This window comes from Weizmannia sp. CD-2023, assembly GCF_036225245.1.
GTDB classification, from domain to species: domain Bacteria; phylum Bacillota; class Bacilli; order Bacillales; family Bacillaceae_C; genus Weizmannia; species Weizmannia faecalis.
On sequence record NZ_JARTJQ010000087.1, the window covers coordinates 52,312 to 66,085 of the forward strand.

Sequence of the window (13,774 nt, forward strand, 5' to 3'; positions counted from 1 at the left end):
CGGGACGGCTTTCGTTATTTGGTATGCATTTTAAATTCCAAAAATAGCTCATTATAGCGGGCGAGTTTTTTCTTGCCAAGGTTTTTATATACTTCCAGTTTCTTTGTGAGTGCAGCATCCGGATAAAAACGGCGGTCGCCGGAAATCGATTTTGGCAAAATCTTCAGAGCCGCTTTGTTCGGCGTTGAATAACCGACATACTCGGCGTTTTGCGCGGCGTTTTTCGGATCGAGCATAAAATTGATAAACTTCAGGGCGCCATCCACGTTTTTCGCTGTTTTCGGGATGACCATGTTGTCGAACCAGAGATTGGAGCCTTCGCTCGGCACAACATAGTTCAGCTTTTTATTCTCTGACATGATCTCAGCCGCATCCCCCGACCAGACAACCCCGAGCGAAGCTTCTTCATTGGCCAGTAGCATCTTGATTTCATCGCCGACGATCGCTTTCACATTCGGCATCAGCCGGTCAAGTTTTGCTTTTGCCTGCTGCAAATGTTTTTCATTCGTATCATTCAGCGAGTAATGCAGGCTGTTGAGCCCCATCCCCATCACTTCGCGGGCGCCGTCCACAAGCAGAATCTGATTTTTCAAATCGGGATCCCACAGGTCGTCCCAGCTTGTAATTTTTTTGCCACCGAGCATACTTGAATTATACACAATCCCGACCGTCCCCCAGAAATAAGGCACTGAGTATTGATTTTTCGGGTCAAACGGCAAATCCATAAAGCGCGAATCGATATATTTCAAGTTCGGCAGCTTCGAATGATCAAGCGGAATCAGCAAGTTCTCCTTTTTCATCTTTTCGATCATATACTCGGATGGAACCGCAACATCAAACGTTGTACCACCCTGGGAAATTTTGGTCATCATGGCTTCGTTCGAATCGAAAGTTTGATAAATGACTTTGATGCCGGTCTGCTTTTCAAATTTCTTAATCAAGGCGGGATCGATATAATCCCCCCAGTTGTAAATCGTGAGCGTATTTCCGCCTGCATAGCCTTCCGTTTGGTTCATGCGCCCAGCGAGAAATTGCAGGGCAAGGGCGACAACGATTATCGCAATAAAAACACGCAGCAGCTGTTTCATCTTTTAACCCCCATTCCGTTCGTACGGGCCTGGCGCTGGTTCACGAGGTAGTACCCGATCACAAGGATAATAGAGAAGAAGAAGAGCAGCGTTGACAGCGCGTTAATCGTGAGTGAAATCCCCTGGCGTGCCCGCGAATAAATTTCAACGGAAAGCGTCGAATAGCCGTTGCCGGTGACAAAAAAGGTGACGGCAAAATCATCGAGCGAATACGTGAGCGCCATGAAAAAACCGGCAAAAATACCGGGCGTAATATACGGGAGAATCACCTTCGACAACACATCCCACTGGCTTGCCCCAAGGTCGCGCGCCGCATCAATCAAAGTCGGGCTCATTTCCTGCAGTTTCGGCAGCACCATCAGCACAACAATCGGAATGCAAAAAGCGATGTGCGAAACGAGAACGGATGTAAACCCGAGCTTGATCCCTGCAATCGTAAATAAAATCAGGAACGATGCACCGATAATAACGTCAGGGCTTACGATCAGCACATTATTGAGCGAAAGCAGCGCATTTTTCGTTCTTCTTCTTTTCACAAACCGGATCGCGAGCGCCCCCATCACACCGATCACCGTTGAAATCGCGGATGCGAGTAGCGCAATCACAAGCGTGTTGATGACAATGATCATAAGGCGCGTGTCCTGGAACACTTCCTTGTACCATTCCCATGTAAAACCGCTAAATTCATGCATGTTCCCTGCTTTGTTGAACGAATAATACATTAAATAAAAGATCGGTGCGTAAAGGACGATAAACACAAATATCAGATATAAGTTTGACCATTTCCATCTTTTTTTCAACTTCATCCCTCACTTCCGGTTGCCAGTCACAATCATAATGACGACCATGGCAATGATCAAAAAGACGGCGATCGTAGACCCCATGCCCCAATCCTGTGTGACAAGGAAATGCTCCTCAATTGCCGTACCGAGCGTAATGACGCGGTTTCCCGCAATCAGGCGCGTAATCATAAAGAGTGACAGAGACGGAATAAAGACAGCCTGGCACCCTGATTTGACACCGTCCAGCGTGAGCGGAAACACAACGCGGCGGAACGTGGTCCATTTCGAGGCGCCAAGATCGCGCGCCGCATCCATAAAGACCGGGTTCAGTTCTTCAAGCGCGTTATAAATCGGCAAAATCATAAACGGGATAAAAATATAAGTAGACACAAACAAAAAGCTGAAGTCTGTAAATAAAATCTGCTTTTGCCCAATGCCCATCCATTCAAGAAACGAGTTGGCCGGGCCGAATGTGCCGAAAATCCCAAGAAACGCATACGCTTTTAACAACAAATTGATCCATGTCGGCAAAATGATTAATAAGAGCCAGAGCTGCTTATGCCGCGATCTTGTCAAAAGATAGGCCGTCGGATACGAAATCAAAAGCGTAAACGCCGTAATCAAAAACGCATACCAAAAAGAGCTCAGCGCCATTTTCAAATAAACAGGCGTAAAAAATTTTTCATAGTTGACAAGCGACAAATGCCCTTCAATATCAAAAAAAGAATAATAGAGAATGAGCAAAATCGGCGCGATTACAAAAAGAAGGATCCACAGCAAATACGGAACGAGATAAAAAGTGCGTGCATTTACTTTCATGGCCGGACCTCATCGTACGCTTCCAGGCGCCGGTCGAATTCCTCTTCTGTTTCGCCGAATCTCATCACGTGGATCGCTTCCGGTTCAAAATAAAGGCCGATCGTATCCCCGACTTTTGCTTTTTTTGTCGAGTGGACAAGCCATTCATTTCCCTCTTCATCGTAGCAACAAATTTCATAATGGACGCCGCGGAACAGCTGCGTATCCACCCGCACTTTCAAGTTCCCTTTTTCCGGTGTCGTGATTTCTAAATCTTCCGGGCGGATGACAATTTCAACCGGCTCGTTCGGATGAAAGCCGCGGTCAACGCATTCGAACGCACGGCCGTTAAATTCCACAACAAAATCCTTGATCATTTTTCCCGGAAGGATATTGGACTCGCCGATAAAGTCCGCGACAAAGCGGTTGATCGGTTCATCGTAAATATCGGTCGGCGTACCGCTCTGCTGGATTTTCCCGTTATTGATGACAAAAATTTCATCGCTCATCGCAAGCGCTTCTTCCTGGTCGTGCGTGACAAAAATAAACGTAATGCCAAGGCGGCGCTGCAGTTCACGCAGTTCATACTGCATCTCTGTCCTTAGCTTCAAATCAAGCGCGGAAAGCGGTTCGTCCAGCAAAATCACTTCCGGTTCATTGACAATCGCGCGCGCAATCGCAACACGCTGCCGCTGCCCGCCTGACATTTCGCTGATTTCCCGGTTTTCATAGCCTTCCAGATTCACAAACTTCAAGGCTTCTTTTACTTTTTGTTCAATCACAGCTGCCTTCATTTTTTTAATGCGCAGCCCAAATGCGACGTTTTCATACACATTTAAATGAGGAAATAGCGCATAATCCTGGAAAACGGTATTGACCTGGCGCCGGTTGGCTGGCACGTCATTCACGATTTTTCCATTGATGTAAATATTTCCTTTTGTCGGCGCAATAAATCCCGCAATCAGGCGCAAAATCGTTGTTTTTCCGCAACCCGACGGTCCGAGCAGAGTGTAAAATTTTCCGCGTTCTATTTCAAAACTGACGTCATCCAAAATAGCAGGGTCATCGTCGTATTGTTTTGTGACATGTTCAAAACGAATGATGATATCGCTGTTCATTGCTGTCCTCCTCTTCTATGTTCAGCTTACAGATACGATTCCGTGGCAACCAGTACAAGCCTGGACCGGCCTTCCGCGTCATTCAGGATCTGATGCTCATCGGATGCATGATAATAAATGGCTTCTCCGGCTTTCGCACGGTACAGGCGTTTGCCAAGCCGCACCGCAATCCGGCCTTCCAGTACATAGGCAAAGGTTTCCGATAAAGAAGGTTCAAACGTTTTAAACTCCCCTTTTTCCTCAAGCGTAAGCAGGATCGGTTCCATTTCCTTTTCATTCGATTCCGGGACGAGCCACTGGATTTTATAACCGCGCTCTTCATCGAGATAATCGGTCTGGTCTTCTTCCCCGTATACGACCTTTTGTTCACGCTCTTCTTCATCAAAAAATTCTTTCGGCGTGCAGCCGAGTACTTCCAATATATTAAAAAACGTGTCAATCGAAGGGGAGCTTAAATCCCGCTCAAGCTGGGAAATATAGCCTTTGCTTAAATCCGTACGCTCTCCAAGTTCCTCCTGGGTGAGTCCTTTTTTTAACCTTAAGTTTTTAATTTTTTTCCCGATCTCCATCATAAAACCTTCCATTTTGTTTAGCATTTGTAAACTCAAAGGCAAGGAAGTTTTGTTTTGTTAAACTTTAAGTTTACTTTCATATGTATTATACAAAAAAGCAGGCAGATGTAAAGGTTTTTTTGAAAAAAACACAAATCATGGCTGTCCCCCTGCTGTCTCGGCTCCCCTCCTTTCCAGCCGGTTTATGAAAACGAACAATCCCACTCGGGCGTTTTCTTACAGAGAGGCAGATGTTTGTAAAAATAAGCCCGCATATAAAATATGGCCGCGCTGTTGCCTGCTGCAAAAAGTCAATCATGCAAACTGGCGCCGGGCTTGACGTAAAAACTGAAATCCATTTTATATAACACCTATTTTTGCCACCCCGTTCTGCTGCCTTTTCTATTGATTTTCCCTAAAAACATAACTATAATAATATGTAAATCAAATTGAATAAAAAAATCCTCATCAAATCCGGTGAGGTAGAGGTCGCAGCTTTTATGAGTAAATCGGACGAGACACGGGTAAAGTTTAAGACTCCGGTTGAAAGGAAAAGCTGCCGAAATGTGGTGCCGGATCCCGCGGTGCCATGTTGGGGCTGTTTCCGAACAGGAACAGAACTGTCACATATGCGATTCCCCCTCGCATATGTGTTGAGCTATCTTCGGAAGGTTGATGGAGGGTATACGCTTTGATGCCGCGTCTCCACGACTGCGGCATTTTTGTTTATTCCCTGCTCCTTCCTATATAAAAAGGAGTGTATCAAGGATGGATGACTTCTATCATGGGCAAAGCACTACAGCTGGAGCGGTTCCCGTTACGAAAAAGGGTGAAGTGACAAAACTAAAGCGAAAATTAAAATCCCGCCACCTGACCATGATTTCCCTCGGCGGATCAATCGGAACCGGGCTTTTTCTGGCAAGCGGCGGGGCAATCCACAGCGCGGGGCCGGGCGGGGCGCTTCTCGCTTATGCCTTAATAGGCGTCATGGTGTACTTTTTAATGACAAGTCTTGCGGAAATGGCCGCCTACATGCCGGTTGCAGGCACCTTCAGCACGTACGCGACGAAATTTGTTGACCCGGCACTTGGATTTGCGCTTGGCTGGAACTATTGGTATAACTGGGCGATCACGATTGCGGCCGAATTATCGGCAGCAACCATTATCATGAAATTCTGGTTCCCGCATACGCCTTCGATCGTGTGGAGTGCGGCCTGCCTTCTCATCATGTTCTTATTAAATTATTTATCTGTAAAAGGGTTCGGGGAAGCAGAATACTGGTTTGCAATCATAAAAGTCGTGACCGTCATTGCCTTTATCATTGTCGGCGCACTGATGATTTTCGGGATTATGGGTGGAAAAGCAATCGGCTTCCATAACCTTACGATTGCAGACGGCCCGGTCCACGGCGGATTCCTGGCCGTACTCGGGATTTTTATGGCAGCCGGGTTTTCGTTCCAGGGAACAGAACTGCTCGGGGTTGCGGCCGGTGAAAGTGAAGATCCGGAAAAAACCATTCCGCATGCTGTGAAATCTGTTTTTTGGAGAATTTTGCTTTTCTATATTCTGGCGATTTTTGTCATCGGCCTGCTGATTCCGTTCACGGATTCGAGACTAACCGCCGACGACATTACGATGAGCCCGTTCACAATTGTATTTCAGCGTGCCGGCATTGCCTTTGCTGCTTCTGTCATGAATGCGATTATTTTAACGGCTGTTCTTTCTGCCGGCAACTCGGGTATGTACGCGTCAACGCGAATGCTCTGGGAACTGGCGCGTGACGGCAAAGCGCCGAAATTCCTCGGAAAACTGAATAAACGCGGGGTACCGGTGAATGCACTGATTGTCACTGCGCTTGTCGGAACGGTGGCTTTCCTTGCATCTTTCTTCGGTGACGGGGCAGTGTACAACTGGCTCCTGAACGCATCCGGCTTATCCGGCTTTATCGCCTGGCTCGGGATTGCCATCAGCCATTACCGGTTCCGCCGTGCATATGTGGCGCAAGGCAAAGCGTTGAGCGACCTGCCTTACCGTTCGAGATGGTTCCCATTCGGACCGCTATTTGCGTTTGCCGTTTGTACGGTCGTCATTCTCGGGCAAAACTACCAGGCATTTCTGGGAGACCATATTAAGTGGGAAAGCGTGTTTGTCTCGTATATCGGCCTGCCCATCTTTATTGCCGTATGGCTCATTTATAAATTTGTGAAAAAGACAAAAGTCGTTTCTTTACAGGAATGCGATTTTAACCGGGAATCCTAACGGAAAAACCTGCGGTGGCTGCCGCAGGTTTTTACTTTCATCAGAAACTTACTTTTAACATAAATTATATGAAATTTACCTTTATTTTAATTTATGAAAACGTTTCCTTTATCTAGGAAAAAAATTCATTTTAAATATTTTCCTAGCTCAGAATCCTTTATTTCATGCGGATTCCAGCCTTTTTTAACAATGACGCACACAAATTTGCCAAAAAATTAATCTTTATTTTTTTCTCATTTTACGTTAATATTTTATCTATCGCATTCATTCCCCGAAAAAACCAGCACTTATTTTTCAGTTAATTTCACAAATTATGCCAATATGTGATTTTTACAAGGAGGCAATGGCATGTCAACAATCGACAAGAAAAAAGTTCTGGAAACTGTTCCACAGACCGGATTTTTTGGTCATCCAAAAGGGTTGTCGACTTTATTTTTCCTAGAGTTTTGGGAGAGATTCTCTTACTACGGGATGAAAGGGATTCTGATTTACTACATGTATGACCGCCTGTCAAACGGCGGGTTGGGATTGGACCCGACAACAGCCGCATCGATTGCTTCGATTTACGGCGCGCTTGTTTATATGTCGGGGATTATCGGCGGCTGGATTTCAGACCGTCTGCTCGGTTCCGCCAAAACCGTTTTTTACGGCGGAGTGCTGATTATGCTCGGGCATATTGCGTTGTCCTTTCCGGGAGGGTTCCCGGCGCTGATCGTTTCCATGGTGCTGATTGTGCTTGGGACAGGCTTGTTAAAACCAAATGCCGCTTCAACCGTCGGGGAATTGTATGATGAAAAAGACTTGCGGCGCGATTCCGGTTTCAGCATTTACTACATGGCGGTTAACCTCGGGGCCTTCATTGCGCCGCTCATTGTCGGAACAATCGGTCAGGGGTACAATTACCATCTCGGCTTCAGTATTGCAGCGATCGGAATGTTTTTCGGTTTGATCGCATTCACCATGTCCAGGAAGAAAAATCTTGGGCTTGCCGGCTCTGTTGTGCACAACCCGTTGAAGCCGGAAGAAAGAAGATCGACTTTCACCAAAATCGGCGTAGGAGCTGTCGTCCTGATTATTTTGCTGGCGATTACCATTCCGACACGGATTTTAAATCTGAACAGCTTTATTACCATCGTCAGCATTTTAGGATTTTTGATTCCTGCCTGGTACTTCTTTATGATGTACTTTAGCAAAAAAACATCGAAAGACGAACGCTCACGCATTTTGGCTTATATTCCTTTATTTATTGCTTCCATCGTCTTCTGGGCGATTGAAGAACAAGGCGCGAGTTTGCTCGCCGTCTATGCGGACAAGCGGACACAGCTGAATTTTGCCGGCATTCATATTTTACCGTCCTGGTTTCAGACATTGAATCCGCTGTTTATCGTCGTCTTTGCGCCGGTTTTGGCTTCGCTTTGGGTGAAGCTGGGAGACAGGCAGCCGTCTACACCGGTTAAATTTTCGTTTGGGCTTATCCTTGCTGGTTTGTCCTATATGGTCATGATGGCCCCGGCTTACTTTAACGGCTCTTCGTCGCTCGTGAGCCCGCTCTGGCTTGTATTGAGCTACTTCCTTGTCGTGATCGGGGAACTTTGCTTGTCACCGGTTGGTTTGAGTGTATCGACAAAGCTGGCGCCAGCCGCATTCTCGGCGCAAATGCTCAGCCTCTGGAACTTGTCTGATGCTGCGGCCCAAACGTTGAACGCCCAGCTTGTCAAACTGTACAGCGCCAACCATGAAGTGATCTACTTCGGCGGCGTCGGCCTTGTTTCGGTCATTTTGGGCATATTCCTGCTCCTCTACGCACCGGTTATCAAACGGCTGATGAGAGGGATAAAATAATAGATGAAGTGATGAAAAACCGGGGCATTGATCCCCGGTTTTTTTAATGGATTTGCTGGTATGTGCCGTGTAACAATTGGAGTGGATACTAATCGATTGGGGTAAGCTTAACCGTTGCTTCTGTCTGGACGGTGTAGCCGTCATACACCATAAACGTATAGGAAGCTTCGCCATTTACGCCAAGAATCGTATTCACATCTGGTACACCTTCTCCGTCAAAAGTGACGAAGTTCGATCCTTCACCAACCGGCGTGGCTTTATACCTTCCTTCCGGGATGTCTTTGCCAACTTCATATCTGCCGGCTGCCAGCGTCTTTGGTGCACTTTTCGCTTTCTGCACCTGTCCTGTCAATGAAGCAAGGTCCTTTTTCTTGGCATCCACTTTGCTTTGAGTGGATTTTAATTCTGATTTTGCATTTTTCAAGTCAGCTTGTGCAACATCGACCTGTTTGTTCAAAGTATCGAGTTGCGTTTTAAGATCATCTTGCTGGGATACAAGTTCCTCGGCTGCATCATAGTCATCTTCCCTTAACGTAGACGGGCCCTATGTAAAGAAAAGACTTCATTTTTGCACGCTTTCTTAACATAAACGCCCTCTAGGTTAAGGAAGAGCCTCTTTTTTTCACGCTTCCTTAACATAGGCGCGCTCTAGGTTAAGGAAGGCCTTCGTTTTTCCGCGCTTCCTTAACGTAGACGCCCTCTAGGTGAAGAAAGGCCTTCATTTTTCCACGCCTCCTTAACGTAGGGCTTGCTGAACACGCAAAATTCCTAGATTTGGCAAGGATGCTGACAGTTTTGGCAAAAATTTAAATGGTTTTTTTAGAAAGTCCAGAGAAAAGCTTGCACTTGAAAGCTGATTCAAGGTATAGAGAAGACAGAATCGTATTTTCAAAGATGAAGTCTTCTATATTTTAAGACACAGGTTGTTGACCCTATATAAAAGAGAAAAACCCGTTTGGAAATCCTCTTTCCAAACGGGTTTTTGTTAAATGCTTTTCTTCTTTCGTGTCAGGCCGTAAGCGATGACAAGCAGGATGAACCATACCGGTGTCACAAATAAGGCAACACGCGTATCTTTTGCTATCCCGAGAACCACGAGGACAAAAACAAAGAACAAGAGTACAATCCAGTTGATGACCGGGGCAAACGGCAATTTAAAAGAGATTTTGGCCGCTTCTTCCGGCATATTCTTCCGGAAACGCAAGTGGGCAACCATAATGACGCCCCACACCCAGACAAAACAGATGGATGAAATGCTTGTGACAAGCGTAAAGACTTGTGTGCTCTTCATAAAATAATTCAGCACAACGCCGATTAACAGCATGATCGTTGAACCAAGCAAAGCAGGTGCCGGGACATTCCGCTTGTTTAACTTTTTAAATATTTTCGGTGCTTTTCCATCTTCTGCAAGAGAATACAGCATACGGCTTGTACTGAAAATGCCGCTGTTGCACGAGGAAGCCGCCGAAGTGAGCACCACAAAATTGATGATACCTGCTGCAGCCGGCAGACCGATATCAGCAAATACCCGGACAAACGGGCTCGCATCCGGATTCAGCCGGTTCCAAGGATAAATCGACATGATGACAAACAAAGCGCCGACATAAAACAGTAAAATCCGCAGCGGAATCTGGTTGATCGCTTTTGGCAGCGTCTTTGATGGATCCTCTGCTTCCCCGGCTGTTACGCCGACCAGTTCAATCCCGACAAATGAAAAGACGGCCATTTCAAACGCTAGCAAAAACCCTTTTGAGCCATTCGGGAAAAAGCCGCCGTGCTGCCACAGGTTTGTAAAAGAGGCGTGCCCCCCATTGCTTTGAAAACCAGCGAACACGAGGAGAATGCCGATAACAATCAGGGCAATAATGGTGACAACTTTAATAATAGCAAACCAAAATTCCATTTCCCCGAATGCTTTGACTGTCGCAATATTGATGAGGAACAAAACAGCAACGCAAATCAAAGCAGGAATCCACTGCGGCAGTTCGGGTACCCAAAATTGAACATACATGCCGACTGCGGTAATTTCGGCAATGCCGGTTACAATCCAGCAAAACCAATAGGTCCAGCCGGTAATAAAGCCTGCCCACGGTCCGATAAATGTTTCAGCAAAATGGGTAAACGATCCGGTAATCGGCTTGTACATCAGCAGTTCGCCGAGTGCCCGCATCATAAAGAAAAGGGCCAAGCCGATTACGAAGTATACGAGCATAATAGACGGGCCGGCAAAGTGTATCGATTTTCCGGAACCAAGGAAAAGCCCCGTTCCAATTGCGCCCCCGATCGCAATCAATTGAATATGGCGGTTTTTCAGCCCGCGACTCAGTTCTTGTCCATTCGGGCTTTGATCCATACCGATCAACTCCTTATCTATGTATAAATTTGATTATATCACAATCTTCTTATTTGTTGCGGGTAAAAAGCAAACCGTATGTGCACGGCTCTCCCCGGTCGTGTCCGGGTATTGTGAGGCGGCATTTTTGTTTACGCTTACAAAAATGCCGGGCTAAAACTTCCCATTTTTGAGAAAATTTAACATGCAGAAGCGAACCGGCCCATGAAAAGAGCCGGTAAGCCTGGGTTTAAGCAAACCATTGCGTTTTTTCTTCTGCTGGTGTCCGTTGCGCTTTGATGTCCAATTCTCTTTTCGGATAGCCGACATAGATGAGCCCGGCAATTTTATCTGCTGGTTCGAGGTTCAGATAGTTTTTCAATTCTGGTTCATGCGCAATGTCACCGGTCCTCACGATTGTAGCCAAACCGAGCTCGGTTGCCGTAAGCAGCAGGTTTTGGATCGCACAACCAGTCGCAACGATTTCCTCAATTTCCGGAACAATGCCGGAAGGGCTGACGGCAACCGCAATAACCACCGGCGCTCGCAGCGGCCCTTTGCGCGCTTTTTCAATCTTTTTCGCCGCTTCTTCTTCACTCAGGCCTTCCGCTTTCTGGGCTGCAATCCGGGCCATTTCCTCTCCGAGTTTGACACGCCCTTCTCCTTTAAACACGCGGAATTTCCACGGTTCTGTTTTCTTATGGTTCGGTGCCCATGTGGCAGCTTCAAGCAATGTTCCAATCACATCATCTGGTACCTCTTTATCGTCTGTCACGCCGATGGAACGGCGCGATTTGATCAGATCCATGACACCCATTTTCCCAACTCCTTTAGCCATACTAATTTAAGTATAAGACAGGAAAATGCGTCAATCAACAAAAAACATTTTTCCACCGTGGAAATACATTATTGAAAAATGGCGCTGATCTTTTGCACATCCGCTTCCGTCAAGCTGACTTCCAATGTTTTCAGATTGTCAATCACCTGCTCCGGCCGTTTGGCACCCGGAATGACAGCATCAATGGAAGGCTGGGAGAGATACCAAGCAAGGACAACATGTGCGACATCCACGCCTTTTTCTTTCGCAATCGGGCGGAGCTTTTCAACCTTTTCCAAATTACGGAGATAGGTTTCCCCTTGGTAAAGCGGATTTTTCGCACGGCCGCCTTCAAATTTGGTATCTTTTGTATATTTGCCGGCGAGCAGCCCGGATGCGAGCGGAAAATACGGGATAAACGAAATACCGTTTTCCGCTGTGTACGGAAGTAAGTCTTTTTCAGCCTCGCGTTTGAATAAATTGTACTCCGACTGCAGCACATCGACATATCCGTCTTTGTTTGCCTCTTTCAATTGTTCAATGGAAAAATTGGAAACACCGATTGCACGGATTTTCCCTTCATCTTTCAGTTCTTTTAAGGCGCCGACTGCTTCGTCTTTCGGAGTATGGTCATCCGGGAAATGGATATAAAACAAATCAATATAATCGGTTTGCAGGCGTTTCAGGCTGCTTTCGACCGCTTCTTTTAAAAATGCAGGGGAGTTGTCGAACACCACTTTTCCATCGACAAATTTATGTGCACCTTTTGTGGCAAGCACGACCTTGTCACGGCCGCCGTGTTCTTTTAGCACCTCGCCGATCAACTCTTCCGAACGTTTTGGCCCGTAAATAAACGCAGTGTCAAGAAAATTGATGCCGTGGTCAATTGCCGTGCGCACAACTTCTTTCCCGGTTTCATCATTGAGATTCGGGTGAATATTATGTCCGCCGACCGCATTTGTGCCGAGGCCGACCGGGTTGACATACAAATCCGATTTGCCGAGTCTTCTTTGTTTTTCCATCTTACCTCCGCCTTTCTCTTCAGATTTCAATCCTTATCATAGCAAATCAAAAAGAAATGTAAAAATATTTCGGTTTCCGGTCAAACAGGCACATGTGCGAGCTGTTTGCATACAAATGGGAATGTGTGAGAGAAAAAGGAGGGGTTATTGTGGCAAGAACGTTAGCTTGGCATGAAACATTGGAAATTCATGAGCTGGTTGCATCCCAGACGATTTGTTTGATCCGGTTTAAATCAGTCGTAAGAAATGTGTCCGATGCAGGGCTCCGGGAACTGTATACGTTTTCGATCCGGGCACTTGAAAAAAATATTCGCGACCTTCTGCAGTTTTATCCGCAGGCGCCGCGGGAAGAGGAAATAGAAGAAAACGAGGAGCGGCAAACCAATCCCGGTTTTCAGGCCGGTGAACTGCTGACCGCTTCCAAAACGGCTGTACGAAATTATGCGACTGCCATTACAGAAACAGCCACGCCGGCATTGCGCACCGTGCTTGTCCGCCATTTGAACAGCGCGATCGACTGGCATGCGCGCGTATTCAACTATATGCATGAACACGGTATGTACCAGGCCTACAACTTAAGTCAATTGCTGAACAACGATGTCCGGAACGCCAACCGGGCGCTGCAAATGCGGGAAGAAGAGTGAAGAATCCGGCGCCCGTGCTGCATTAAATGCGGCACTAGCGAGTGACCCGGCACACATGCTGCAATAAATGCAGCACCAGTGGAAGACGGAAATCAGCCGGTGCCTATTTTCTAGGTAGACAGCCATGCTTGAATATGACTCCAGCCGCAGAATGAAAGTCATCAGCGAGATAGGCTCCATGCCGCAATGAATGCAGCACCAGCGGAAGACGGAAACCAGCCGGTGCCTATTTTCAGGGCAGACGCCAATGCCGCAAAGAATTTGGCACCAGCGGAAGAATGAAAATCCCGTCGCAAATTTTCAGGATAGACAGCCATGCTTGAATATGACTCCAGCCGCAGAATGAAAGTCATCAGCGAGATAGGCTCCATGCCGCAATGAATGCAGCACCAGCGGAAGACGGAAATCAGCCGGTGCCTATTTTCAGGGCAGACGCCAGTGCCGCAAAAAATTTAGCACCAGCGGAAGAATGAAAATCCCGTCGCAAATTTTCAGGATAGACAGCCATGCTTGAATATGAC

At 46.7% G+C, this 13,774-nt stretch carries 12 protein-coding genes and 1 riboswitch; of the genes, 3 read left to right on the forward strand and 9 right to left on the reverse strand.

Annotation, left to right across the window (positions count from 1 at the left end):
* Positions 1-14: 14 nt before the first annotated feature.
* From P9687_RS13545 to P9687_RS13565, 5 genes are read right to left on the reverse strand one after another with little or no spacing between them, the layout of a single operon-like run.
* Entirely contained in the window at positions 15-1,088 is a 1,074-nt protein-coding gene (locus tag P9687_RS13545) for an ABC transporter substrate-binding protein (RefSeq protein WP_035182645.1), read from the reverse strand.
* Positions 1,085-1,894, reverse strand: a complete 810-nt coding sequence (locus P9687_RS13550; RefSeq protein WP_017550888.1) for an ABC transporter permease — start codon at positions 1,892-1,894, stop codon at positions 1,085-1,087. The genes P9687_RS13545 and P9687_RS13550 overlap by 4 nt, the downstream gene beginning before the upstream one ends.
* Before the next feature lie 3 nt (positions 1,895-1,897).
* Positions 1,898-2,689 carry an ABC transporter permease gene (locus P9687_RS13555; RefSeq protein ID WP_035182646.1) on the reverse strand — a complete coding sequence of 264 codons (792 nt, stop codon included), beginning with the start codon at positions 2,687-2,689 and terminating at the stop codon, positions 1,898-1,900.
* Positions 2,686-3,786: an ABC transporter ATP-binding protein gene (locus P9687_RS13560; protein ID WP_017550890.1), complete on the reverse strand. Its 1,101-nt coding sequence runs from the start codon at positions 3,784-3,786 to the stop codon at positions 2,686-2,688. Before P9687_RS13560 ends, P9687_RS13555 begins: the two co-directional genes overlap by 4 nt.
* A 26-nt stretch (positions 3,787-3,812) precedes the next feature.
* On the reverse strand, positions 3,813-4,355 hold the full coding sequence (locus P9687_RS13565) for a helix-turn-helix domain-containing protein (protein ID WP_026684611.1): 543 nt from the start codon (positions 4,353-4,355) through the stop codon (positions 3,813-3,815).
* Positions 4,356-4,812: 457 nt separating this feature from the next.
* Positions 4,813-5,006: riboswitch (Lysine riboswitch) on the forward strand.
* A gap of 99 nt (positions 5,007-5,105) precedes the next feature.
* Between P9687_RS13565 and P9687_RS13570 the strand changes: the two genes are divergently transcribed.
* Both P9687_RS13570 and P9687_RS13575 read left to right on the forward strand, forming a co-directional pair.
* Entirely contained in the window at positions 5,106-6,596 is a 1,491-nt protein-coding gene (locus P9687_RS13570; RefSeq protein ID WP_017550893.1) for an amino acid permease, read from the forward strand.
* A 348-nt stretch (positions 6,597-6,944) separates the two neighbouring features.
* Entirely contained in the window at positions 6,945-8,438 is a 1,494-nt protein-coding gene (locus P9687_RS13575) for a peptide MFS transporter (protein WP_017550894.1), read from the forward strand.
* Positions 8,439-8,526: 88 nt separating this feature from the next.
* Here P9687_RS13575 and P9687_RS13580 read toward each other — a convergent pair whose 3' ends face one another.
* The 4 genes from P9687_RS13580 to P9687_RS13595 all read right to left on the reverse strand — a co-directional run bounded on the left by P9687_RS13580 (position 8,527) and on the right by P9687_RS13595 (position 12,609).
* Positions 8,527-8,895 (reverse strand): hypothetical protein, encoded by a 369-nt coding sequence (locus P9687_RS13580; protein ID WP_041817942.1) that lies wholly within the window; start codon positions 8,893-8,895, stop codon positions 8,527-8,529.
* Between the two features lie 528 nt (positions 8,896-9,423).
* Positions 9,424-10,791 carry an amino acid permease gene (locus P9687_RS13585; protein WP_035189135.1) on the reverse strand — a complete coding sequence of 456 codons (1,368 nt, stop codon included), beginning with the start codon at positions 10,789-10,791 and terminating at the stop codon, positions 9,424-9,426.
* A 229-nt stretch (positions 10,792-11,020) separates the two neighbouring features.
* Positions 11,021-11,587 carry a nitroreductase family protein gene (locus tag P9687_RS13590; protein ID WP_017550896.1) on the reverse strand — a complete coding sequence of 189 codons (567 nt, stop codon included), beginning with the start codon at positions 11,585-11,587 and terminating at the stop codon, positions 11,021-11,023.
* 89 nt (positions 11,588-11,676) lie between these two features.
* Positions 11,677-12,609, reverse strand: a complete 933-nt coding sequence (locus P9687_RS13595; RefSeq protein WP_035182649.1) for an aldo/keto reductase — start codon at positions 12,607-12,609, stop codon at positions 11,677-11,679.
* Between the two features lie 149 nt (positions 12,610-12,758).
* Between P9687_RS13595 and P9687_RS13600 the strand changes: the two genes are divergently transcribed.
* Entirely contained in the window at positions 12,759-13,253 is a 495-nt protein-coding gene (locus P9687_RS13600) for a spore coat protein (RefSeq protein ID WP_014096324.1), read from the forward strand.
* Positions 13,254-13,774: the final 521 nt, after the last annotated feature.